This is a genomic window from Amycolatopsis jiangsuensis (genome assembly GCF_014204865.1).
Taxonomy (GTDB): Bacteria; Actinomycetota; Actinomycetes; order Mycobacteriales; family Pseudonocardiaceae; genus Amycolatopsis; species Amycolatopsis jiangsuensis.
In genome coordinates, this window is record NZ_JACHMG010000001.1 from 771,250 (window position 1) to 794,235 (window position 22,986).

25 protein-coding genes and 1 pseudogene are annotated in these 22,986 nt (G+C 71.9%); 20 read left to right on the forward strand and 6 right to left on the reverse strand.

Going from position 1 to position 22,986, the window contains the following annotated elements; genetic code table 11:
- The first annotated feature begins 13 nt into the window (after nucleotides 1–13).
- From BJY18_RS03295 to BJY18_RS03320, 6 genes are all read left to right on the forward strand, one after another.
- Nucleotides 14–592, forward strand: a complete 579-nt coding sequence (locus BJY18_RS03295; protein WP_184777528.1) for a MarR family winged helix-turn-helix transcriptional regulator — start codon at nucleotides 14–16, stop codon at nucleotides 590–592.
- Between the two features lie 99 nt (nucleotides 593–691).
- Nucleotides 692–1,336: a phosphatidylinositol phosphate synthase gene (pgsA, locus tag BJY18_RS03300; protein ID WP_184777530.1), complete on the forward strand. Its 645-nt coding sequence runs from the start codon at nucleotides 692–694 to the stop codon at nucleotides 1,334–1,336.
- Nucleotides 1,333–2,238 carry a phosphatidylinositol mannoside acyltransferase gene (locus tag BJY18_RS03305; RefSeq protein ID WP_184777532.1) on the forward strand — a complete coding sequence of 302 codons (906 nt, stop codon included), beginning with the start codon at nucleotides 1,333–1,335 and terminating at the stop codon, nucleotides 2,236–2,238. The genes pgsA and BJY18_RS03305 overlap by 4 nt, the downstream gene beginning before the upstream one ends.
- A gap of 3 nt (nucleotides 2,239–2,241) precedes the next feature.
- Nucleotides 2,242–3,399, forward strand: coding sequence for a glycosyltransferase family 4 protein (locus tag BJY18_RS03310; RefSeq protein WP_184777534.1), 1,158 nt, complete (start codon nucleotides 2,242–2,244; stop codon nucleotides 3,397–3,399).
- Complete coding sequence (locus tag BJY18_RS03315) at nucleotides 3,396–3,878, forward strand: NUDIX hydrolase (protein ID WP_184777536.1); 483 nt, start codon at nucleotides 3,396–3,398, stop codon at nucleotides 3,876–3,878. The genes BJY18_RS03310 and BJY18_RS03315 overlap by 4 nt, the downstream gene beginning before the upstream one ends.
- 14 nt (nucleotides 3,879–3,892) lie before the next feature.
- The gene (locus tag BJY18_RS03320) at nucleotides 3,893–4,405 is read left to right on the forward strand and encodes an XdhC family protein (RefSeq protein ID WP_184777538.1); all 513 of its coding nucleotides are present in this window, start codon (nucleotides 3,893–3,895) and stop codon (nucleotides 4,403–4,405) included.
- Between the two features lie 44 nt (nucleotides 4,406–4,449).
- Here the strand turns inward: BJY18_RS03320 and BJY18_RS03325 are convergent, their stop codons facing one another.
- The 3 genes from BJY18_RS03325 to BJY18_RS03335 all read right to left on the reverse strand — a co-directional run bounded on the left by BJY18_RS03325 (nucleotide 4,450) and on the right by BJY18_RS03335 (nucleotide 7,784).
- Nucleotides 4,450–6,561 carry an elongation factor G-like protein EF-G2 gene (locus tag BJY18_RS03325; protein WP_184777540.1) on the reverse strand — a complete coding sequence of 704 codons (2,112 nt, stop codon included), beginning with the start codon at nucleotides 6,559–6,561 and terminating at the stop codon, nucleotides 4,450–4,452.
- Nucleotides 6,562–6,768: 207 nt separating this feature from the next.
- Entirely contained in the window at nucleotides 6,769–7,089 is a 321-nt protein-coding gene (locus BJY18_RS03330) for a branched-chain amino acid transport AzlD family protein (RefSeq protein ID WP_184777542.1), read from the reverse strand.
- A complete protein-coding gene (locus tag BJY18_RS03335; protein WP_184777543.1) occupies nucleotides 7,089–7,784 on the reverse strand; it encodes an AzlC family ABC transporter permease in 696 nt (231 codons plus the stop codon). The genes BJY18_RS03330 and BJY18_RS03335 overlap by 1 nt, the downstream gene beginning before the upstream one ends.
- A 70-nt stretch (nucleotides 7,785–7,854) precedes the next feature.
- Here BJY18_RS03335 and BJY18_RS03340 point away from each other — a divergent pair, with 70 nt between their 5' ends.
- Nucleotides 7,855–8,418 carry a helix-turn-helix domain-containing protein gene (locus BJY18_RS03340; RefSeq protein ID WP_184777545.1) on the forward strand — a complete coding sequence of 188 codons (564 nt, stop codon included), beginning with the start codon at nucleotides 7,855–7,857 and terminating at the stop codon, nucleotides 8,416–8,418.
- 243 nt (nucleotides 8,419–8,661) lie between these two features.
- Here BJY18_RS03340 and pdxS read toward each other — a convergent pair whose 3' ends face one another.
- Complete coding sequence (gene pdxS / locus BJY18_RS03345; protein ID WP_184777547.1) at nucleotides 8,662–9,573, reverse strand: pyridoxal 5'-phosphate synthase lyase subunit PdxS; 912 nt, start codon at nucleotides 9,571–9,573, stop codon at nucleotides 8,662–8,664.
- Between the two features lie 397 nt (nucleotides 9,574–9,970).
- Here pdxS and pdxT point away from each other — a divergent pair, with 397 nt between their 5' ends.
- The 3 genes from pdxT to BJY18_RS03360 all read left to right on the forward strand — a co-directional run bounded on the left by pdxT (nucleotide 9,971) and on the right by BJY18_RS03360 (nucleotide 12,111).
- Nucleotides 9,971–10,615, forward strand: a complete 645-nt coding sequence (pdxT, locus tag BJY18_RS03350; protein WP_312873719.1) for a pyridoxal 5'-phosphate synthase glutaminase subunit PdxT — start codon at nucleotides 9,971–9,973, stop codon at nucleotides 10,613–10,615.
- Nucleotides 10,616–10,677: 62 nt separating this feature from the next.
- Complete coding sequence (locus BJY18_RS03355; protein ID WP_184777550.1) at nucleotides 10,678–11,427, forward strand: YebC/PmpR family DNA-binding transcriptional regulator; 750 nt, start codon at nucleotides 10,678–10,680, stop codon at nucleotides 11,425–11,427.
- Nucleotides 11,428–11,589: 162 nt separating this feature from the next.
- Nucleotides 11,590–12,111, forward strand: a complete 522-nt coding sequence (locus tag BJY18_RS03360) for a DUF4262 domain-containing protein (protein ID WP_184777552.1) — start codon at nucleotides 11,590–11,592, stop codon at nucleotides 12,109–12,111.
- Here the strand turns inward: BJY18_RS03360 and BJY18_RS03365 are convergent, their stop codons facing one another.
- Entirely contained in the window at nucleotides 12,112–12,570 is a 459-nt protein-coding gene (locus BJY18_RS03365) for a cupin domain-containing protein (protein ID WP_184777554.1), read from the reverse strand.
- Between the two features lie 100 nt (nucleotides 12,571–12,670).
- Here BJY18_RS03365 and ruvC point away from each other — a divergent pair, with 100 nt between their 5' ends.
- From ruvC to BJY18_RS03415, 10 genes and pseudogenes are all read left to right on the forward strand, one after another.
- Nucleotides 12,671–13,336, forward strand: coding sequence for a crossover junction endodeoxyribonuclease RuvC (ruvC, locus tag BJY18_RS03370; RefSeq protein ID WP_184777556.1), 666 nt, complete (start codon nucleotides 12,671–12,673; stop codon nucleotides 13,334–13,336).
- Nucleotides 13,333–13,929, forward strand: coding sequence for a Holliday junction branch migration protein RuvA (gene ruvA, locus BJY18_RS03375; protein WP_184777558.1), 597 nt, complete (start codon nucleotides 13,333–13,335; stop codon nucleotides 13,927–13,929). Before ruvC ends, ruvA begins: the two co-directional genes overlap by 4 nt.
- 3 nt (nucleotides 13,930–13,932) lie before the next feature.
- The gene (ruvB, locus tag BJY18_RS03380) at nucleotides 13,933–15,021 is read left to right on the forward strand and encodes a Holliday junction branch migration DNA helicase RuvB (protein WP_184777560.1); all 1,089 of its coding nucleotides are present in this window, start codon (nucleotides 13,933–13,935) and stop codon (nucleotides 15,019–15,021) included.
- A 120-nt stretch (nucleotides 15,022–15,141) separates the two neighbouring features.
- Nucleotides 15,142–15,567 (forward strand): preprotein translocase subunit YajC, encoded by a 426-nt coding sequence (gene yajC, locus BJY18_RS03385; protein ID WP_184777562.1) that lies wholly within the window; start codon nucleotides 15,142–15,144, stop codon nucleotides 15,565–15,567.
- A 205-nt stretch (nucleotides 15,568–15,772) separates the two neighbouring features.
- Nucleotides 15,773–17,458 (forward strand): protein translocase subunit SecD, encoded by a 1,686-nt coding sequence (gene secD / locus BJY18_RS03390; protein WP_184777563.1) that lies wholly within the window; start codon nucleotides 15,773–15,775, stop codon nucleotides 17,456–17,458.
- 136 nt (nucleotides 17,459–17,594) lie between these two features.
- Nucleotides 17,595–18,746, forward strand: a complete 1,152-nt coding sequence (gene secF / locus BJY18_RS03395) for a protein translocase subunit SecF (protein ID WP_221458458.1) — start codon at nucleotides 17,595–17,597, stop codon at nucleotides 18,744–18,746.
- Between the two features lie 4 nt (nucleotides 18,747–18,750).
- Nucleotides 18,751–19,269 (forward strand): adenine phosphoribosyltransferase, encoded by a 519-nt coding sequence (locus BJY18_RS03400; RefSeq protein ID WP_184777565.1) that lies wholly within the window; start codon nucleotides 18,751–18,753, stop codon nucleotides 19,267–19,269.
- Nucleotides 19,270–19,449: 180 nt separating this feature from the next.
- A complete protein-coding gene (locus tag BJY18_RS03405; RefSeq protein WP_184777567.1) occupies nucleotides 19,450–21,777 on the forward strand; it encodes a RelA/SpoT family protein in 2,328 nt (775 codons plus the stop codon).
- A gap of 40 nt (nucleotides 21,778–21,817) precedes the next feature.
- Nucleotides 21,818–22,594, forward strand: coding sequence for an enoyl-CoA hydratase/isomerase family protein (locus BJY18_RS03410; protein WP_184777569.1), 777 nt, complete (start codon nucleotides 21,818–21,820; stop codon nucleotides 22,592–22,594).
- A 104-nt stretch (nucleotides 22,595–22,698) separates the two neighbouring features.
- Nucleotides 22,699–22,872 (forward strand): annotated as a pseudogene (locus BJY18_RS03415) (helix-turn-helix domain-containing protein); the annotation flags it as partial.
- Here the strand turns inward: BJY18_RS03415 and BJY18_RS36615 are convergent.
- Nucleotides 22,809–22,970, reverse strand: coding sequence for a hypothetical protein (locus tag BJY18_RS36615; RefSeq protein ID WP_184785065.1), 162 nt, complete (start codon nucleotides 22,968–22,970; stop codon nucleotides 22,809–22,811). The pseudogene BJY18_RS03415 and the gene BJY18_RS36615 overlap by 64 nt on opposite strands.
- Nucleotides 22,971–22,986 lie beyond the last annotated feature (16 nt).

Below are 22,986 nucleotides of genomic sequence, written 5' to 3' on the forward strand. Positions count from 1 at the left end.
GTACCATGGCGGTATGTCCGGACCGCGCTGGCTCACCGACCAGGAACAGCAGGTGTGGCGTGCGTACGCGAACGCCACGGCGATGCTGCAGGCGCATCTCGAAGGGCAGCTGCAACACGAGTCGGGCATGCCGCACACGTACTACGAGGTCCTCGTCTCGCTGTCCGAGGCTCCGGGCCGCCGGCTGCGGATGAGCGAGCTGGCCGCCGCGCGCGGATCCTCGCGCAGCCGGCTCTCGCACGCGGTGGCCCGGCTGGAGGCCAAGGGCTGGGTGACCCGCGAGTCCTGCCCTACCGACAAACGCGGCTCCTGGGCGGTGCTCACCGGCGAGGGCCTGGCCGCGCTGGAGGCGGCCGCGCCCGGCCACGTGGCGGCGGTCCGCGAGGGCCTGCTCGACCCGCTGACGCCGGAGCAGGTACGGCAGCTGGGGGAGATCTCCACGGCGATCCTGGGCGCGCTCCAGCCGCGGTGCGCGGCCGCCGTGGCGGCCGAGGAGACGGCCGAGGAGGAGGTGGGCTGGGGCGCCGGAGACGGTTCCGGGCCGGACGCCGGCTGCCCCGCCGGCGACGCTGAACTGCCCCGATCCGGCTGACTCCCGGCCGGTCGCGGGCGGGCACGTCCGGGGTCGTGGACCGGGTCGATAGGCTTCCCTCGCCCACCCGCCCCCGAACCAGGTGCACAAACGAGGAAGATGCTCAACATTTTCGCCCGCGCCTCGGTCTCCCGTGTCACGGACCCGATCGGCCGCGCACTGGTCCGAGCCGGGCTGACGCCGAACGTGATGACGGTGCTCGGCACCGTCGGCGCGATGGCGTGCGCGCTCGCGTTCTTCCCGCAGGGCATGCTGCTGTGGGGCACGTTCACCGTGTGGGGCTTCGCGATGCTGGACCTGCTCGACGGCGCGATGGCCCGGGCCCGCGGCTACGGGACCCCGTTCGGCGCGGTCCTCGACGCGACCTGCGACCGGCTGGTCGACGGGGCGCTGTTCGCGGCCATCGCCTGGTGGTGCTTCGTCCAGGCGCACAACACCCGGGCCGCGGCGGCCGCGCTGATCTGCCTCGTGCTGGCCCAGGTCATCTCGTATGTGAAGGCGCGGGCGGAGGCGTCCGGGCTGGAAGCCGACGGCGGGCTCGTGGAACGGGCCGAGCGGCTGATCATCGCGCTCGTCGGCACCGGGCTGCACGGCCTCGGCGTGCCCTACACCGTCGAGATCACGCTGTGGCTGCTCGCCGTGCTGTCGGTGGTCACGCTGCTGCAGCGGATGGCAGCGGTGGCCGGTGCGGCCCGCACGGCGGCGAAGCGGGCCGATCTCCCGGCGGGCGGGCAGCAGCCGTGAGCGCGCTGTCGCGGAAACTCGGCGAGCTGGGATACGCGGCCGGCTGGCAGCTGGTCCGGCGGGTGCCGCGGCGGTTCGGTTCGGCGGCCTTCGCGCTCGGCGCGGACATGGCCACCCGCCGCGGCGGGGGTGGGGTGCGGCAGCTGCGCGCCAATCTGACCCGGGTGGTGCCCCAGGCCGGGGAGGCGGAGCTCGACGAGCTGGTCCGCCGGGCGATGCGGTCGTACGCGCGCTACTGGTACGAGACGTTCCGGCTGCCCTCGATGGACCCCGCCGAAGTGGTCCGCCGGGTCGTGCTCACCGGATTCGAGAACATCGAGGCCGCGCTCGCCGAGGGCAACGGCGCGGTGATCGTGCTGCCGCACAGCGGCAACTGGGACATCGCCGGGGTCTGGCTCTGCGACCGGCTCGGCGGGTTCACCACGGTGGTGGAGCGGCTCGAGCCGGAGTCGTTGTTCCGCCGGTTCGTCGCCTTCCGGGAATCGCTCGGGTTCGAGATCGTGCCGCACACCGGGGACAGTTCGGCGATGCGGCTGCTGCTGAAACGGCTGCGGGAGAACAAGGTGGTGTGCCTGGTGGGGGACAGGGACCTGACCACGTCGGGGGTGCCGGTGCGGTTCTTCGGCGAGCGCACCCGGATGCCGGCCGGTCCCGCGCGGCTGGCCGCGACCACCGGCGCCGCGCTGCTGCCGGTCGGCAGCTGGTACTCCGAGGACGGCTGGCAGATCCGCGTGCACCCGCGGATCCGGGTCACCGCGCGGGCCGAGGTGCCCGCCGCCACCCAGGCGCTCGCGGACGCGTTCGCCGGCGACGTCGCCGCCCACCCGGCCGACTGGCACATGCTGCAGCCGTTCTGGCCCGCCGATCTCGACGGGCGCGCTGGTCTCGAAGAAGCGAGCTGAGCCGTGGCCGGGGGGTGGAAGATCGGCATCGTGTGCCCGTACTCCTTCGACGTGCCCGGCGGGGTGCAGGGGCACGTGCTCGACCTGGCGCGGGCGCTGCAGGAGCGCGGGCACCGGGTGTCCGTGCTCGCCCCCGCCGACGAGGACGCGCGGCTGCCGGACTTCGTGCACCCCGCGGGCAAGGCACTCGGCATCCGGTACAACGGCTCGGTCGCCCGGCTGCAGTTCGGCCCGGTGTCGTATGCCCGGGTGCGCCGCTGGATCCGGGACAACGGCTTCGACGTGCTGCATCTGCACGAACCGGCCGCGCCCAGCCTGTCGCTGCTCGCACTGAAGGTGGCCGACGGCCCGATCGTGGCCACTTTCCACACCGCGACCACCCGCTCGCGCACGCTTTCGGCGTTCCAGCCGGTGCTGCGGCCGTTGCTGGAGAAGATCACCGCGCGCATCGCGGTGTCCGCGCTGGCCCGGCGGGTGCAGGTGGAGCACGCCGGTGGCGACGCGGTGGAAATCCCCAACGGCGTCGACGTCGACTTCTTCTCCCGGGCCACGCCGCTGGACGGCTATCCACGAGCGGGCGGCACGGTCGGCTTCGTCGGCCGGTTCACCGAACCGCGCAAGGGAATGGGCGTGCTGCTCGAGGCGGCGCGGCAGTTGCTGCCGGAGTTCGAGGACCTGCGGTTGCTCGTGGTCGGGCGGGGGGATCCCGACCAGCTGCGCCGGATGGCCGGGCCGCGGCTGTGGCCGCACATCGAGCTGCTCGGCCAGGTGGACGACGCCACGAAGGCCCGTGCGCTGCGCAGCGTGGACGTGTACTGCGCGCCCAACACCGGGGGCGAGAGCTTCGGCATGATCCTCACCGAGGCCATGGCCGCGGGGACGCCGGTGCTGGCCAGCGGGCTCGACTCGTTCCGCCGGGTGCTCGACGACGGCAAGGCCGGCATGCTCACCGCGACCGGTGATCCGGGCGCGCTCGCCGACGGGTTGCGGGAGCTGCTGGGCGATCCGGCCCGCCGGGCGTCGCTGGCCGCGGCGGCCGGCGAGCGGGTGACCGGCTACGACTGGCCGATGGTGGTCACCCAGGTGCTGCGGGTGTACGAGACGGCGATCGCCGCCGATCCGCGGCTGGTCGTGGCGGGTGAACGGGAGTACGCCCGGTGAGCTGGCTGATGTGGCTGCTCGCCGCGATCGCGGTCGTGGTGGTGCTCGGCGGCCTGTTCCTCGTCGCGACGGCGAACCGGCTGGACCGGCTGCACGTGCGCACGGACGCGGGCTGGGCGGCGCTGGACGCCGCGCTCGCCCGGCGCGCGGTGGTCGCCCGCGCGGTCGCGGCGGTTCTCGAAGGCGACGGGCTCCGTGTCACCGCCGAACGCGCCGAGGCGGCCGCCCGCGTGGACCGGGAAGCCGAGGAGAACGAACTGACGCTGCTGCTGTCGCGGGTCGACCGTGCCCGCCTGCCGCCGGCGCTGGCCGGTGAGCTGACCGACGCCGAACACCGCGTGGTGATCGCCCGCCGGGTGCACAACGACGCCGTGCGGGACACCCGCGCCCTGCGTCGCCGCCGTAAGGTGCGGTACTTCAAGCTGGCCGGGACCGCGCCGCTGCCGGAGTACTTCGAGTTCGCGGAACCGGAGTTGTGAGGCAGAATCGCCGGGTGCCCACTGAACCGGATGCGTGCGCCGTCGCCCACGGCGAAGCCGAGAGTGTGCCCGCCGAACGGACGCTGGTGGCCGTGTTCGCCTCGCCGGTCGCCCGTTACCTGCTGCGGTACGCCGCGGACCTGGGCTACCACCCGGTGCTGTTCGAACCCGACGCGGCTCGGGCCACAGACGCGCCCGAAGGCGTCGAAGTCCGCACCACGCCGCCGGATCCCGGTCCGGACGCCGACGTCGTGGTCACCGACCACCACCGTACCGAGCTCGGCGCCGTGCTCCAGTCGGCGCTGACGGCCGAAGCCCGGTGGATCGGCGTGCTGGGCAACCCGCGCCATCCCGGCCCGCACGTCGAGGCGCTGCGAGCGCTGGACGTGCCCGAGCCCGACATCGCCCGCGTGCACCGTCCGGTCGGGCTGAACATCGGCTCACGCACACCGCCGGAAATCGCCGTCGCGACGCTGGCGGGCCTGCTGGCCGACCGCAACGGCCGCCCGGGCGGCTTCGCGTTCTGAACCCTCATGAGTGGTCCAGTCCGGTTTCTGACCGGCGTAGCCACTCACGAGGGGACTGCGGCTCCTTCCGGCATCGGTTCGAAGCGGGCGTGCCGGCGGGTGAACGTCGCGGTGCCGGAGGTCAGCGAGCGCAGGTCGACCGCGTAGCGAAGCAGTTCCGCAGCCGGGACCTCGGCGTGGACCAGCGTGTGGCCGCCTTCGCCGGACTCGGTGCCCAGGACCCGGCCCCGGCGGGACGACAGGTCGCCGAGCACGGTGCCCAGGTGTTCGTCGGGCAGGGTCACTTCGACCTCGTCCAGCGGTTCCAGCAGGGTGACCCGGCCGGCCGCGGCCGCCTCGCGCAGCGCGAGCGCCCCGGCGGTCTGGAACGCCGCGTCGGACGAGTCGACGCTGTGCGCCTTGCCGTCGACCAGGCTCACCCGCACGTCGACCACCGGGTGGCCGTCCTGGAGTCCGCGGGCCAGCTGCGCGCGGACGCCCTTCTCCACACTCGGGATGAACTGGTGCGGCACCGCGCCGCCCACCACCTTGTCCACGAACTCGAACCCGCCACCGCGCGGCAGCGGCTGCACCTCGACGTCGCACACGGCGAACTGCCCGTGCCCGCCGGACTGCTTGACGTGCCTGCCGTGCCCGCGCGCCGGTTTCGCGAACGTGGCACGCAGGCTGATCCGCACCGGTTCGGTGTCCACCTCCGCACCGCCCGCGCGCAGCCGCGAAAGCACCACGTCGGCATGCGCCTCGCCCATGCACCACAGCACGAGCTGGCCGGTCTCGGCATTGCGCTCCAGACGCAGCGTCGGATCGCCCGCGACGAGCCGGGAAAGGTTGCGGGACAACGTGTCCTCGTCGCTGCGGGTCTTGGCCACCACGGCGACCGGCAGCAGCGGTTCGGGCATCCGCCACGGCTTCATCACGAGTGGATCGTCCGGGGACGACACGGTGTCGCCGGTCTCCGCGGTGCCGACTTTCGTGAGCGCGCACAGATCGCCGGCCACGCAGTAGGGCACCTCTCGCAGGTTCGAGCCGAGCGGTGAGTACAGGTGGGCCACGCGTTCGTCGGCGTCGTGGTCCGCGTGCCCGCGTTCGGCGAGCCCGTGCCCGGACACGTGCACCGGATGCTCCGGCCGCAGCGTCCCGGAGAACACCCGCACCAGCGAGACGCGGCCGACGTAGGAGTCGACCGCGGTGCGCACCACCTCCGCGGCGAGCGGACCGTCCGGATCGGCGGCCAGTGCCTCGTGCGGGGCGCCGTCCGGGCTGGTCACGCCGGGCAGCCGGTGTTCCAACGGCGACGGGAAGGCGCGCACGATCCCGTCCAGGACCTCCGCCAGCCCGACGCCGCTCGTCGCGCACACCGGAATGACCGGGTGGAACGCACCGCGCGCGACCGCGGTCTCCAGATCGGAGATCAGCACCTCCTCGGAGATCTCCTCGCCGGTGAGGTAGCGGTCCATCAGCGTCTCGTCCTCGCTCTCGGCGATGATGCCCTCGATCAGCGCGTCCCGGGCCTCGGCCAGCCCGTCCAACGCCCCCGGATCGGGTTCCCCCACGTGGGGCGGGTACCCGCCGGAGTAGTCGTAGCGGCGCCGGGTCACCAGGCCGGTCAGCCCGTCGCCGGCGGGCAGGTAGAGCGGCAGCACACCGGCGCCGAACGCGGCCTGGCAGGCGGAGATCTCCGCGAGCGGATCGGCGCGGTGGTGGTCGAGACGGGAGACGACGACCGCACGCGGCATCCCGACGGCCGCGCACTCTTCCCAGACCGCCACCGTCGCGGCGTCCACGCCCTCGGCCGCGCAGACCACGAACAGCGCGGCGTCCGCGGCCCGCAGCCCGGCCCGCAGTTCACCGACGAAATCGGCGTACCCCGGGGTGTCGATGAGGTTGATCTTGTGCCCGGCGTGCAGGACCGGAGCCACGGAAAGCCCGACCGAGCGCTGCTGCCGGACCGCCGCCGGATCGTGGTCGCACACCGTGGTGCCCTCCACGACCGAACCGGCACGAGGCACCGTCCCGGACGCGGCGAGCAGCGCCTCGGTGAGGGTGGTCTTGCCGGACCCCGAAGGCCCGACGAGGACGACGTTGCGCACCTTGGCGGGGTCGGACACAGCGACGGCGGCCCCGGTGCCGGTACTCCTGTTCTGCTTGTCGGCCATGGCGGCCTCCTCAGCGGACGACGGCGAACACCTGTGTCCTCGATCACACACCTGTTGTCCTGGTGAGGCAAGGCGCGGGAGGGATCTGACCGCCGCGTGCCACCCGACGGGCTGTGGCCGGATCCCGGACTCAGGGCGGGCGGCGAGCTCCTCACGGCGGGCGACTGACCGTCCGTGCTCGATCGTCTACTGTGGACTGTCGGAGGGTCAGGGCACTCCGGCGAGGCGCAGCAGTGCCGCGGTCGCCGCGGCCGCGATCACCACCACCACGAACGGCGCCTTCCGCCAGGCGAGCACGCCGCCGACGAGCACTCCGGCCGGACGGGCGACGCCGGCGAAGCCGTGCCCCTCGGTGAGTGCGCTCGTGGCCACCAGTGCGGCCAGCAGCACGACCGCGGCGAGCGTCATCAGCCGCTCGGCGCGGGGGGACAGCTTGACCCGGTCGCGCAGGACCGGTCCGGCGAAGCGGAACGCGAACGTGCCCGCACCCAGCACCGCGGTGGCGATCAGCAATTCGGCAGTGTCCATCAGCGGGTCTTCTCCAGCTGTTCCGGTTCCTTGGCCGCGGCCCCCGCGACCACGCCGGCCAGCGCGAGCAGCACCGGCAGGCCCGCGGGGAGCACCGGCGTCGCGGCGAGGGCGATCACCACGCCGATCAGCACCGGCAACCGGGAGGTTTTGTCCTTCAGCGACGGCAGCACGAGCGCCAGCAGTACGGCCGGGAACGCCGCGTCCAGGCCGAACGCGTCGGTGTCCCCGATCGCGGTGCCGGCGAAGGCGCCGAGCACGACGCCGACGTTCCAGCAGGCGAACAGGCCGATCCCGCACGCCCAGTACGCCGCCCGCCTGCGGTCGGCGTCCCGCTGGGCCAGCGCGAACGCCACTGACTCGTCGATCATCAGGTGACTGCCCAGTAACCGGCCGAGCCGGCCGCGGCCGAACACGTCGCCGATCGCGAACCCGAACGGCACGTGGCGCGCGTTGACCAGCAACCCGGCCGCGACGGCGGCGAGCGGATTGCCGCCGGAGGCCACGATGCCGACGAACATGAACTGCGAAGCGCCGGCGAAAACCAGCAGCGACAACAGCATCGGCGCCCACAGCGGGAAGCCGGAACCCACCGAGATGGCGCCGTAGGAGACGCCGACGAGGGTGTCGGCCAGGCAGACGAGGCCGATGTCGCGGGCGAGGCCGCGATCGAGTGTTCGCCAGATCGAACGCATAGTGCCCTATGCTGAACACTGCACGACCAGTTCGTCAAGGCGAACGCGAAGACTGATGGAGCGAACACACATGTCCCAGGACACCACGGCCGCGCCGCTGGACATCATCGCGACGTCGCTGCGCCGGGAGCGGGCCCGCGCCGGGCTGTCGCTGACCGAAGTGGCCCGCCGCGCCGGCCTCGCGAAATCCACCCTGTCGCAGCTGGAATCGGGTTCCGGCAACCCGAGCGTGGAGACGCTGTGGGCGCTCGGCGTGGCGCTCGACGTGCCGTTCTCCCGGCTGGTCGAACCGGACCGCCCCCAGGTCCGGGTGATCCGCGCGGGCAGCGGGCCGACGGTGTTCGCCGAACACGCCGACTACGCGTGCACCCTGCTGTCCGCGTGCCCGAGCGCGGCGCGGCGGGACATGTACCTGGTCCGCGGCGAGCCGGGCACGCCGCGCCGCTCGGACCCGCACATGAACGGCGTGGTCGAGCACATCGTGCTCTGCGCAGGCCGCGCCCGCATCGGCGTGGCCGACGACCCGGCCGAACTCCTCCCCGGCGACTACATCGCCTACCCCGGCGACGTCCGGCACGTGTTCGAAGCACTCGAACCGGGCACATTCGGAGTGGAGATCTCGGAATACACGTGAGCCGGCCGGGTCATTCGCCGGTGTGGCTGCGCAACGTCCGGACGCGGGCTTCCGGGTCGGTGCAGGAGTGCCCGCGGATCCCGGCGGGCGATCCGTGTGCCGCGTTCAGGATCCGCGGCCCTTTTCCGCCGCTCGCCGCTGATGCCCGTCCAGTGACTGGTCGGGGACCCGCACAGCGTGTGACGTGCCGCCCAGCGCCGGGGGGCTGTGCATGCCGTGGCCGCCGGGCGGACGCCGAGCTTGTCACCAGCCGCGTTCGGCGAGGCGGTGTGGCTCGGGCAGGTCGTCCACGTTGATGCCGACCATCGCCTCGCCCAGGCCGCGGGAGACCTTGGCCAGCATGTCCGGGTCGTCGTGGAAGGTGGTGGCCTTGACGATCGCCTCGGCGCGCTGCGCGGGGTTGCCCGACTTGAAGATGCCCGAGCCGACGAACACGCCTTCCGCGCCCAGCTGCATCATCATCGCCGCGTCGGCCGGGGTGGCGATGCCGCCCGCGGTGAACAGCACCACCGGCAGCTTGCCCGCCTCGGCCACCTCGCGCACCAGCTCGTACGGCGCCTGCAGCTCCTTGGCGGCGACGTACAGCTCGTCCTCGGGCAGCGACTGCAGCCTGCGGATCTCCCCGCGGATCTTGCGCATGTGCGTGGTCGCGTTGGAGACGTCGCCGGTGCCGGCCTCGCCCTTCGAGCGGATCATCGCCGCGCCCTCGGTGATCCGGCGCAGCGCCTCGCCGAGGTTGGTCGCCCCGCACACGAACGGCACGGTGAACGCCCACTTGTCGATGTGGTTGGCGTAGTCGGCGGGGGTGAGCACCTCGGACTCGTCGACGTAGTCGACGCCGAGCGACTGCAGCACCTGGGCCTCGACGAAATGGCCGATCCGGGCCTTAGCCATGACCGGGATCGACACCTTCCCGATGATGCCGTCGATCAGGTCCGGGTCGCTCATCCGCGCCACGCCGCCCTGCGCGCGGATGTCGGCGGGCACGCGTTCGAGCGCCATCACCGCGACCGCGCCGGCGTCCTCGGCGATCTTGGCCTGCTCGGCGGTGACCACGTCCATGATCACGCCACCCTTGAGCATCTCCGCCATCCCGCGTTTGACCTTGGCGGTACCGGTGACGGACTGGGGTTCGGCGCTCTGCTGCTGCGACACCTTGCGGACCTTTCTCGGAGGGGGACGCTGCTGGTCACTCCTCAGCGTAGGTGCAGGGTGGACCGGTAAGGCAGGCCAGTACTGGGGTATCTCGGAAGGCCACTTTCACGCCGGTGCCGCGACGGCTCACGGTGGTGCAGCTCATCGGCAGGTTTCTGACCTGCGGAATCGAGGACGAGTACGCTGGGGACTGCGGAAGTGGCCCGGCTCGCCGACGGCGGGAATGCGCGGCGGAGATCACCTTTCGGGTATCCACTTTCGAATGGTTTCAGCAGTCCACTTCACGTCGGCGGCGGGACGCGGCCGGGTGGGCGGCCCGCGCAGGTGCCCGCTGACCTGCCGGGTTGGCCCGCGGACGGCCCCCCTAAGCTGGGGCGAACGTCTTTCGGGAGGTCGGGTGGCGACAGCTTTCCGAGCACGGCCGGTGGTCGGTGTGCTCGCCCTGCAGGGTGCCGTGCGCGAGCACGTCGCGATGCTGGAGCGCGCGGGTGCCCGGGCGGTCCCGGTGCGCCGTCCGGCCGAGCTGTCCGAAGTGGACGGCCTGGTGCTGCCGGGTGGCGAGTCCACCACGATGTCGCGGCTGCTGGAGAACTTCGGGCTGCTCGAGCCGCTGCGGGAACGGATCGCGGGCGGGCTGCCGGCGTTCGGCTCCTGCGCCGGGATGATCCTGCTGGCCCGCCAGGTGCTCGACGGGCGCCCGGACCAGCGTCAGCTCGGCGGGCTCGACGTGGTCGTGCGGCGCAACGCGTTCGGAAGGCAGGTCGATTCGTTCGAGGCCGACCTGCCCTTCGCGGGCGTGTCCGGCGGGCCGGTGCACGCGGTGTTCATCCGGGCGCCGTGGGTGGAGAAGGCGGCGGACGGGGTCGCGGTGCTGGCCACCGTGGCGGGCCCGGCCGATCCGGACGGCGAGCCGGACGGGCCGCGGGTGGATAGGATCGTCGCCGTCCGGCAGGGGGCGGTGCTGGCCACGGCGTTCCACCCGGAGATCACCGGGGACGAACGGTGCCACCGGCTGTTCGTCGAGGTCGTACGGGAAGCCTGAGCAGGGATTGCGGCGTCCGGCCGGCCGCGAGGCGCGCCGGGCGCGGAACAAATGGAGGAGAGATGAGCGGCCACTCCAAGTGGGCCACGACGAAGCACAAGAAGGCCAACCTCGACGCCAAGCGGGGCAAGCTCTTCGCGCGGCTGATCAAGAACATCGAGGTGGCCGCCCGGACCGGCGGGGGTGACCCGGACGGCAACCCCACGCTGTACGACGCCATCCAGAAGGCCAAACGCAACTCGGTCCCGCAGGACAACATCGAGCGCGCGCGCAAGCGCGGCGCCGGGGAAGAGGCCGGCGGCGCCGACTGGCAGAACATCACCTACGAGGGGTACGGGCCCAACGGGGTCGCGGTGCTCATCGAATGCCTCACCGACAACAAGAACCGGGCCGCGATGGAGGTGCGCACCGCGCTCACCCGCAACAACGGTTCGCTCGCCGACCCGGGCTCGGTCGCCTACATGTTCAACCGCAAGGGCGTGGTGATCATGCCCAAGGCGGAGGCGACCGAGGACGACGTGCTCCTGGCTGTTCTCGACGCGGGCGCCGAGGAGGTCAACGACCTCGACGAGAGCTTCGAGATCGTCTCCGAGGGCGGCGACCTGGTCCCGGTGCGCAAGGCCCTGCAGGAGGCCGGGTTCGAGTACGAATCGGCCGACCTGACCTTCCTGCCGTCGGTGAGCGTGCCGCTCGACGTGGACGGGGCGAAGAAGATTTTCAAGCTGATCGACGCCCTCGAGGACTGCGACGACGTGCAGAACGTCTACGCGAACTTCGACGTCTCGGACGAAGTCATGGCGGCGGTGGACTGAGTCACCACGCAGCGACGGCCGCGGCCCCCGGAACGCCTGGGGGGCCGCGGCCGTTTTTTTCGGTCGATTTTCCCTGTGTGGCAACGGAAATCGCGGAAATCCTTGCTCCGGACCGAAAATCTCCGGCACGGGGTCTGGGTTCGGCGGCCCCGGTACGGCAGAATGGCCGCCGTGACGAGCCCAGCCCTCAACGCCGAAGAACAGCGCCTCATCGCGTGGATCGAGTCCCAGGCCAGGGATCGGGGCAATGCGGTGATCTCGGTGGCCCAGGACGACCAGGGAGCGGGCTACTGTTTCACCGCGTGCGCGTGGGCGCTGCACAACGTGCCCGAAGCGGTCGTGCTCGGGCTGCCCGCGCAGATGGGCCCGGTGCTGCTGGACGCCTACGTGGACCGTGCGGCCAACGGTGAGATCTTCGAGGTCGGCAAGCGGTACGACGATTTCTTCGACGGCGCGCCGGTGGTGTTCGAACGCGTGGCGAAAGGCCACTACCCGGAGTACTTCGGGTCCGCGTTCCTGGTGTACCCGGACGGCGATTTCCCGGCCCTGCAACTGATCGTCGCCACACCGGACGGGCATTTCCCGTGGCAGGACACTGCGCCCGACGGGTTCGCGCAGTGGCAGCTGGTGCTCACCGAAAGCGGGCAGCCGGAAAGCTGGACGCCGGGCGTCGACGGGCCCTGATCACCGCTGCGGCAGTGCCGCCAGCTCCGCCGCCGCGGCGGGGAACCGCGCGGCGAGCGCGGCCGGTTCCGTGAACTCCACGCAGTCGCCGGTGTAGGGCGGCACCACCACGGTGCCGAGCAGGCTCCACGCGCCCAGCGTGACCGTCGCCTGCCAGACCCCGGCCGGCACCACGACCTGCGGGCGCTCGCCCGCGGCCACGTCGCCGCCGAGCACCGGCCGGGTCACCTCCCCGCCGGGATGCAGCAGCAGCATCCGGGCCGGCGCGCCGGCGTGGTGCACGAACACCTCGACCCGGTCCAGCCGGTGCGGCGCGGAGAACTCCGGTGCCCGCAGCAGGTAGTAGATCGACGAGCCCTCCTCGCCACGCCAGCTCTCCGCGTACTGCCCGCCTTCACCCGGCAGCGGCGTCAGGCCCAGGTGCGTGATGAACGGTGCGGGATCCTCCGGGACGGGCATCCCCCCATGGTGCCCGCCGGGCGTGTCCGTCCGCAGGACCCGCCGGGGCGACCGCTAGCCTGCATGTCGAACGGATGTTCGCGCGGGCGGAGGAGAACGGGTGCGGGTGCTCGGGGTCGATCCCGGTCTGACCAGGTGCGGCCTCGGTGTCGTCGACGGCGGCAAGGGCCGGTCCGTGCGCCCGGTCGCGGTCGGGGTGGTGCGGACACCGGCGGACACGGACCTGGCGCAGCGGCTGCTGTCGGTCGCCGACGAGGTGGAGCGTTGGCTCGACCGGTACCGGCCGGAGGCGGTCGCGGTGGAGCGGGTGTTCGCCCAGCACAACGTGCGCACCGCGATGGGCACCGCGCAGGCCGGTGGGGTGGTGGCGCTGGCCGCGGCCCGGCGCGGGCTGCCGGTCGTGTTCCACACCCCCAGCGAGGTGAAGGCCGCCGTCACCGGCTCCGGCCGCGCGGACAAGGCTCAGGTCACCGGTATGGTGATGCGCCTGCTCGGCCTCGAGGAACGGCCGAAGCCCGCCGACGCGGCGGACGCGCTGGCGCTGGCCATCTGCCACCTCTGGCGGGAGCCGATGCGGGTCCGGCTCGCCGAGGCCGAGGCCCGGGCCGCCGAGCTGGCGCGATCGCACCGAGCCCGGCTCGCCGCCGCGGCGAAACAGGCCGGGCCGCCGAAGACCCCGGCGGGGCCTTCGAAAACACCGGCCGGGCTTGCGAGAGAGCAGGCCGGGCCCACGAAAACGCAGGACGAATCAGGAGCACGACGATGATCTCCTCGGTACGCGGTGAAGTGCTCTCCGTCGGCCTCGACCACGTGGTGGTCGAGGTCGGCGGAGTCGGCCTCGCCGTGCAGGCCACCCCGGCGACGCTGGCCACGCTGCGCCGCGGCGAGCAGACCCGGCTGCACACCGCGCTGGTCGTGCGTGAGGATTCGCTGACCCTCTTCGGATTCGCCGGCGAGGACGCGCGCGAGCTGTTCGGCCTGCTGCAGACCGTGTCCGGCATCGGACCGCGGCTCGCGCTGGCCACCCTGGCCGTGCTGGAGCCGGACAAGCTGCGCGCCGCGCTGGTCGAAGGCAACCTCACCGTGCTCACCCAGGTGCCCGGCATCGGCCGCAAGGGCGCCGAGCGGCTCAGCCTCGAGTTGCGCGACAAGGTCACCGCGCTCGGCGGCGCCGGTGAAGCGCCGGCGGTGGCGGCGCCCGGTGCGCTGCGCGGTGAGGTCGTGGAGGCGCTGGCCGGTCTCGGCTTCCCGGCCAAACAGGCCGAACAGGCGGTGGACCGCGTGCTCGGCGAGGGCGAGGGGCACACCACCTCGTCGGTGCTGCGCTCCGCGCTCGCGACCCTCGGCCGCAAGCAGTAGCCGATGAACCACGAGGTGACCGAGTTCGGGACCGGCGGGGACGAGGCCGGCGAGGAAACGCTGTCCGCGCTCGCGCAGACCGGTGAGGGCGATCTGGAGACCACTCTCCGCCCGCGCAAGCTGGACGAGTTCGTCGGCCAGCCGCGCGTGCGCGAGCAGCTGGAGCTGGTGCTGGAAAGCGCGCGCAGGCGGGGGGTGCCGCCGGACCACGTGCTGCTGTCCGGCCCGCCCGGGCTCGGCAAGACGAGCATGGCCATGATCGTGGCCGCCGAACTGGGCGCGGCCATCCGGATCACCTCCGGGCCCGCCCTCGAACGCGCGGGCGACCTGGCCGCGATGCTGTCCAACCTGGCGGCCGGTGACGTGCTGTTCATCGACGAGATCCACCGCATCGCCCGGCCCGCCGAGGAGATGCTCTACCTCGCGATGGAGGACTTCCGGGTCGACGTGGTCGTCGGCAAGGGCCCCGGAGCCACCAGCATCCCGCTGGAGATCGCGCCGTTCACCCTGGTCGGGGCCACCACCCGGTCCGGATCGCTGACCGGCCCGCTGCGGGACCGGTTCGGCTTCACCGGCCAGCTGGAGTTCTACTCCGATTCCGAGCTGGAGCTGGTGGTGCGCCGGGCGGCGACGATCCTCGGCATCGAGATCGACCGGGACGGCTGCGCGGAGATCGCCGGCCGCTCGCGCGGAACACCCCGGATCGCCAACCGGCTGCTGCGCCGGGTCCGCGACTACGCCGAGGTCCGCGCGGACGGCCGGATCACCTGCGAGGTCGCGCGGGCCGCGCTGAAGGTCTACGACGTGGACGAACTGGGCCTGGACCGGCTGGACCGGGCGGTGCTCGGCGCGCTGACCCGCTCGTTCGGCGGGGGACCGGTCGGCATCTCCACGCTCGCGGTGGCCGTGGGCGAGGAAACGACGACCGTGGAAGAGGTGTGCGAACCCTACCTGGTGCGCGCGGGTATGCTCGCGCGCACTCCCCGGGGCCGGGTCGCCACTCCGGCGGCGTGGGAGCACCTCGGCCTGGTGCCGCCGCCCGAGCCGGGGCGGTCCGGTCCGGGCGGTCCGACGCTGTTCGACCAGGGCTGACGGGGTGCGAACCGACGGTGGGTGCTGGCGTTTGCGCGGGCACCTGGCACACTCGAACACAGCACATCCGTCACAACCGGACGCGGGCGTCGGCCGGCGGCGTCCGTCGAATGGAGAGTCATGAATCAGTTACTGCTGCCGTTGCTGCTGCTGCTCGTGGTGGCCGTGCCGCTCATCATGGGCACCCGCAAGCAGAAGAAGCAGCAGGCGGCCCAGAAGGACCTGCAGGACAACCTGAACCCCGGCGACCGCGTGATGACCACCTCGGGCCTCTACGCCACGGTGGCCGACACGTCCGGTGACACCACGATCGACCTCGAGATCGCCCCGGGTGTCGTCACCACCTGGCTGCGCCTGGCGGTGCGCGAGAAGGTCGAGCCGGTCACCGAGACCGAGGAGACCGCGGAGCTGTCCGACGCGGACGAGACCGTGTCCGGCGTCGCGTCGACCCCCTCGGACGCCCCGGCGCAGGAGACCATCTCCGAGCCGGAGGGCGAGAAGCCGACTGCGGAGATCGCGCCGCCGCTGGAGCACGGGAAGAAGTGACTTCCCGCTTCCCGGGGTACTGATCAGCCCGCCGCCGGACGCGCGGTACGGGCGAGCGCCGGGCTCACGCAGCACCGAGTAGTGTCTCGGTGCTGCGTGCGTGTCCGCCGCCCCGGTCATGCCCAGCAGCGTCCGGGAGGACCCCCTTCCCGGCTCGCTCACCGAACCTGTTGGGGTCCACCCAGTCCGAGGAGACCGAAGCACCGTGGCACCATCGGCCGGGCATCTCCGCCCGGGACGCTATCTCGCCTTCTTCGCCCTGCTCGTGGTCGCGCTGTACGCGCTGGTGTTCTTCACCGGCGACGGCAAGCCCACGCCCAAGCTCGGCATCGACCTGCAGGGCGGCACCCGGGTCACGCTCACCGCGCGCACCCCGGACGGCGGCCAGCCCACCCGCGACCAGCTGAACCAGGCCCGGCAGATCATCGAGACCCGGGTCAACGGCATCGGCGTGGGCGGCACGAACGTGGTGCTCGACGGCAACAACGTCGTCATCACGGTGCCGGGCGAGCAGGGCGACCAGGCGAAGAACCTCGGCCGGACCGCGAAACTCGGCTTCCGCGAGGTGATCACCTCGCAGCCGAACACCCCGGCGGGACCGCAGGGCCAGCCGGGCACCTCGCCCTCGCCGTCCGCGCCGCCCGCGACGGGACAGCCGGGCGGCGGCGGAGGTGCCGAAGGCGCCCCGGCGCAGCAGCCCCCGGGCAGCGCGCCGCCCTCGTCCTCGGCCGGCGACGGGCAGACCCCGGTCGAGCAGGCCAGGAAGGTGCGGCAGAACCCCGACCTGACCGGCAGCGACCAGGCCAAGGCCCAGGCCGCGCAGCAGGCCGCGCTGGCCGCGCTCACCTGTGCGCCGAACGCCGCCGACCCGCTCGAGGGCAACGATCTGCCCAACCAGCCGCTGGTCACCTGCGGCGACAAGGACGCGACCAAGTACGTGCTCGGACCGGAGTTCCTGCCCGGCACGGAGATCTCCGACGCCAACTCCGGCTACGACCAGCAGCGCGGCCAGTGGGTCGTCGACCTGACCTTCAAGGGCGCCGGCGGCAAGACCTGGGGCGACTTCACCTCGTCGCACGTGGGCAAGCAGGCCGCGTTCGTGCTGGACACCGACGTGGTCTCGGCGCCGACCATCCAGGGCGCGATCCTCGGCGGCAACACCCAGATCACCGGGCAGTTCACCCAGGGCGACGCGAAGAACCTGGCGGACATCCTCAAGTACGGTTCGCTGCCGCTGTCGTTCGACTCCTCGGACGCCACCACGGTGTCCGCGACGCTCGGGCTCGCCTCGCTGGAAGCCGGCCTCATCGCCGGCGCGGTCGGCCTGATCGTGGTGTTCATCTACTGCCTGTTCTACTACCGGCTGCTGGGCATCCTCACCATCTGGTCACTGGCCATGGCCGAGCTGCTCGTGTACGCGGTGCTGGTGCTGCTGGGACGGTGGATCGGCTACACGCTGGACCTCGCCGGCGTGGCCGGCCTGATCATCGCGATCGGCATCACCGCGGACTCGTTCGTCATCTACTTCGAACGGCTCAAGGACGAGATCCGCGAGGGCCGCACGTTCCGGTCCGCGGTGCCGCGAGGCTGGACCCGTGCCCGGCGCACGATCCTCGCCTCGGACGCGGTGAGCTTCCTGGCCGCGGCGATCCTCTACATCATCGCGGTCGGCGACGTGCAGGGCTTCGCGTTCACCCTGGGCATGTCGACGCTGCTCGACCTCGTGGTGGTCTACCTGGTCACGCATCCGCTGGTGGCGATGGTGTCCACCGCGAGGTCCAAGTTCCTGTCGAATCCGCGGAACCTCGGCCTCGGTTCCGTCCAGCGGATGGGCGCGCAGCGGAAGGCCGCCCGCTCGGCGGCCCGTCGCACGAACGTGAAGGAGGCCTGACGTGGCTGCCGAAGACGAAACCCCGGACGCCGGCACCCCGGCAGGCGTGACCAGCAAGAAGGAAGGCGGGTCCGCGGAACCGGACGCCGGCGGCGCGAGCGCGGCCACCGGGAAGAAGGAGAGCTTCTTCCACCGGCTGTACGTGGGCACCGGTGCGCTGGACATCATCGGCGTCCGCAAACGCTGGTACCTCGCCTTCGCGCTGCTGGTGCTGGTGTGCCTCGGGTCGATGATCTTCCGCGGCTTCCACCTCGGCATCGAGTTCGAGGGCGGTACGCAGATCCAGCTGCCCGCCCGCGGCGCGCAGGGTGAGATCACCCAGTCGCAGGTGATCGGCTCCTTCCAGAAGGCGCTGGGCGAGCAGCCGGCCGAGACCCAGCAGGTCGGTGCCGGTGCGTCCGCGACCTTCCAGCTGCGGTCGGAGGCCCTCGACGCGGCGTCGGTGGAGAAGGTCAAGAAGCAGCTGTTCACCGACCTCGCCCCGATCGGCAGCAACGGACAGCCGAGCGAACGGGCGATCAGTGACAGCGCGGTGAGCGCGTCCTGGGGCGGCGAGATCTCCCGGCAGGCGCTGATCGCGCTCGGGGTGTTCCTGGTCGCCGTGGTGATCTTCCTGGCGATCTACTTCGACACCCGGATGGCCGCGGCGGCACTCATCTCGCTGCTGCACGACATCCTGGTGACCGCGGGCCTGTACTCGCTGGTCGGTTTCGAGGTCACGCCGGCGACGGTGATCGGCCTGCTGACCATTCTCGGCTTCTCGCTGTACGACACGGTGGTGGTGTTCGACAAGGTCCGGGAGAACACCCGCGGCCTGCTCGGCCTGAGCCGCCGCACCTACGGCGAGGCGGCGAACCTGGCGCTGAACCAGACGCTGATGCGGTCGTTCAACACCGCGTTCATCGCGCTGCTGCCGATCCTCGGCCTGCTCATCGTCGGGTCCATCCTGCTCGGCTCGGGCACCCTGCAGGACCTGGCGCTGGTGCAGCTCATCGGCACCCTGGTCGGCGTGCTGTCCTCGGTCGCGCTGGCCACCCCGCTGCTGGTCGACTTCAAGATGCGTGATCCGAAGTACCGGCAGCAGGCCGAGCGCGTGCGAGCCCGCCGCGCGAAGGCCGCCTCCCGGGAGACCGGCGGCGACTTCGACGCCAACGACGACGACCAGCTGGCCGCCGAGCTGCGCAAGGAAAAGGCGTACGCGGCGGCGGCCGGGGTGCCGGCCCGCACGCCGAAGGCCAGGCCGCGTCCGTCGGCCAAGCCGCGCCCGTCGGCGAAGAAGAAGCGCTGAGGGGATGCGGCTCGACGAGGCCCTCGACCTGATCGCCGAGGTGCCGGACTTCCCCGAGCCGGGGGTGCTGTTCCGGGACCTCAGCTCGCTGTTCGCGGACGGGCCGGGGTTCGCCGCGGTCGTCGACGGCCTGGCCGCCACGCTGACGCCGGAAGCCGAACTGGTCGCCGGTGTGGAGGCCCGCGGGTTCCTGCTCGCCGCCGCGGTGGGCTACTCGCGTGGCCTCGGCGTGGTGCTCGTGCGCAAGCCCGGCAAACTGCCGTCGGTCGCCGGGCGGGTGGACTACGCGCTGGAGTACGGCACCGCGAGCGTCGAGCTGCCGGCCGGGGTGGTGCGCGCCGGCCGGCGGATCGCGGTGTTCGACGACGTGCTCGCCACCGGCGGCACCGTCGCGGCCACCGGAAAGCTCCTCGAGGACGCCGGAGCCGTGGTGACCGGCGTGTCGGTCGTCCTCGAGCTCGCCGCCCTCGGTGGCCGCGCCGTCCTCGGCGGCCGGACCGTGCACGCACTGCGGTCGGTCTGACCGGCCTGCCCGCCGTCGTGCCGTGCTCATCGCGGTGTCCCGGCCGTCGCGCCCGTGCGGACGGCTCGAGGCGCCCGTGAGCGCGGCGGACTCGCCCGGGAGCGGGCGCTGCCGGGGAGTCCCGGCGGCCCAGCGGTTACCCTGGGGGTTCAGAAGCCGCACGAGCAGCAGGAGGTGCGGGTGAGCCAGGAGCTCGACGCCGACGTGCCCGCGAAGGACGGCGGGTTGTCGAGGGCGAACGGCGCGGCGCCGAACCCGTCGGCCACCCGGCGGGTGCGCGCGCGGCTGGCGCGGCGCATCACCGCGCAGCGTGCCGCCCCGGTCAAGCAGGTGCTCGAGCCGCTGGCGGTGATCCACCGCGAGCTGCACCCCAACGCCGACCTCGGGTTGCTGCAGCGCGCCTACGACGTGGCCGAGGAGCTGCACCGCGACCAGCGGCGCAAATCCGGCGACCCGTACATCACGCATCCACTCGCGGTGGCCACCATCCTCGCCGAGCTGGGCATGGACACCACCACGCTGGTGGCCGCGCTGCTGCACGACACCGTGGAGGACACCGGCTACTCGCTGGCGGAGCTGAAGGCCGATTTCGGCGACAAGGTCGGCGAGCTGGTCGACGGCGTCACCAAGCTGGACAAGGTCAAGCTCGGCACCTCGGCCGAAGCGGAGACCATCCGCAAGATGGTGATCGCGATGGCGAAGGACCCGCGGGTGCTCGTCATCAAGCTCTCCGACCGGCTGCACAACATGCGCACCATGCGGTTCCTCCCGCCGGAGAAGCAGGCCCGCAAGGCCCGCGAGACGCTGGAGGTGCTGGCCCCGCTCGCGCACCGGCTCGGCATGGCCACGGTGAAGTGGGAGCTGGAGGACCTCGCGTTCGCGATCCTGCAGCCGAAGAAGTACGACGAGATCGTGCGCCTGGTCGCCGACCGCGCGCCGTCGCGGGACACCTACCTGCGCAAGGTGATCGCGGACCTCACCGCGAACCTGGTGTCCTCCCGGGTCACCGCGAAGGTCGAGGGACGGCCCAAGCACTACTACTCGATCCACCAGAAGATGATCGTCCGCGGCCGCGATCTGGACGACATCCACGACCTGGTCGGCGTGCGGATCCTGGTCGAGGACGTGCGGGACTGCTATGCCGCGATGGGGGTCGTGCACGCGCTGTGGCAGCCGGTGCCCGGCCGGTTCAAGGACTACATCGCGCAGCCGCGTTTCGGGGTGTACCAGTCGTTGCACACCACCGTGATCGGCCCGGACGGCAAGCCGCTCGAGGTGCAGATCCGGACCTACGACATGCACCGCACCGCGGAGTACGGCATCGCCGCGCACTGGCGGTACAAGGAAACCAAGGGCACGCACAACGGCAGCGCCAACGGCATGGAGCTGGACGAGATCGCGTGGATGCGCCAGCTGCTCGACTGGCAGCGGGAGGCCGCCGATCCGGGTGACTTCCTCGAATCGCTGCGCTACGAGCTCGGCGCGCGCGAGATCTTCGTGTTCACTCCCAAGGGCGACGTGATCACGCTGCCCGCGGACTCCACGCCGGTCGACTTCGCCTACGCCGTGCACACCGAGGTCGGGCACCGCTGCATCGGGGCCCGGGTGAACGGCAGGCTCGTCGCGCTCGAGCGGAAGCTGGAGAACGGCGAGGTCGTGGAGATCTTCACCTCCAAGGCCGACAACGCCGGACCGAGCCGCGACTGGCTGCAGTTCGCCGGTTCGCCGAAGGCGCGGGCGAAGATCCGCCAGTGGTTCGCGAAGGAACGCCGCGACGAGGCGATCGAATCCGGCAAGGAGGCGATCACCAAGGAGATCCGCAAGGTCGGCCTGCCGATCCAGCGGCTCGTGTCGGCCGAGTCGATGGGGTCGGTCGCCAAGGAGCTGCGCCACGGCGACATCTCCTCGCTGTACGCGGCCGTCGGCGAGGGCCACACCAGCGCCAAGCACGTGGTGCAGCGGCTGGTCGCGCTGATCGGCGGCGTGGACGAGGCCGAGGAGGAGCTGGCCGAGCGGGCCACGCCGTCCACCGTCACGCGCCGCCGCGGTTCGAACGACGTGGGCGTGATCGTCAAGGGCGCCGGTGACGTGTGGGCGAAGCTCGCGCGGTGCTGTACGCCGGTTCCGGGCGACGAGATCCTCGGCTTCGTCACGCGCGGCGGCGGGGTGAGCGTGCACCGCACCGACTGCACCAACGCCGACGATCTGCGGGCCCAGCCGGAGCGGCTGGTCGAGGTGGAGTGGGCGCCGTCGTCGTCCTCGGTGTTCCTGGTCGCCATCCAGGTGGAGGCGCTGGACCGGCACCGGCTGCTCTCGGACGTCACGAAGGTGCTCGCGGACGAGAAGGTCAACATCCTGTCCGCGTCGGTCACCACCTCGCGCGACCGGGTCGCGGTGAGCCGGTTCTCCTTCGAGATGGGCGATCCGAAGCACCTCGGGCACGTGCTGAAGGTGGTGCGCGGCGTGGAAGGAGTCTACGACGTGTACCGGGTCACTTCCGCCTCGTGAGTGTTGCCGCCGGTTCTCACCGGCGTAGACACTCACGAGCATGACCGACGGATTCTCCTTCACCCGCGACGGTGCCGTCGCCCGGCTCACCTTCACCCGCCCGGAGAAGATGAACGCGATCAACCACGAAATGTGGTCGGCGATCCCGGACGTGGCCGATCGGGTGGAAGCGGACCCGGAGCTGAAGGTGCTGGTGCTGACCGGTGCCGGGCCGCATTTCTCGGCAGGCGCGGACATCGGTGAGTTCCGGACGCTGCGCGCCACGGCCGAAGGGGCCGCCGCCTACGACAAGGCAGTGGACGCCGCGGTGGCGGCTCTGACCGGGATGCGGAAGCCGTCGGTCGCGATGATCCAGGGCAACTGCATCGGCGGCGGCTGCCAGCTCTCGGTGGCCTGCGACTTCCGCTTCGCCGCCGACGACGCCCGGTTCGGCATCACCCCGGCCCGGCTGGGCATCGTCTACCAGTACCCGTCCACCCGTGCGCTGGTTTCGCTGGTCGGCCCGGCGCACGCGAAGTACCTGCTGCTGTCCGGCGAACTGCTGGCCGCGCCGCGGGCCCGCGAGATCGGCCTCGTTCACGACGTCTTCCCGGCCGCCGAGCTGGCGGCCGCGACGAGCCGGTTCGTCGAGACGCTGTGCTCGCGTTCGCAGGCCTCGATCCGCGGGATGAACCGGATGATCGAGAAGATCGTCGCCGGCCAGGAGGAGGCCGATCAGGAGGTGGAGGACATCCGGCTGGCCGTCCTGCACGGCGCGGACTACGCGGAGGGCGTGGATGCGTTCCTCACCCGCCGGGCACCGCAGTTCACCGACTAGCTGTACCCGGTCAGGGTGTTGGTAGCGGCGAGTCTGGTTGAACGGGCGAGAACCTGCGGTTGGGATGTGGCTTGTCCAAGGCCCACTCCAACCCGGAGGTTCTCGTGCGCCACGGTAGCGCCCGGCTGACCGTTCATGGTCGTCGACTGATCGTTCAGCGCTATGAGGCCGGCTGGGAACAGGCCCACATCGCCGCCGCGATGGGGGTGTCCCGTCAGTGTGTGAAGACCTGGATCGACCGCTGTGCAGCTGAAGGGGAAGCACGTTTGCGCACCCGGCCGCCGGACACCTGCATCGCGGTGAAGTGACCGTAGCCGGTCATCGCCGCGACGAGGTCGTCCGGGCCGGCCGGGGCACCGTTGATCTCGTACTGCATCTCCTACCGCACGCCG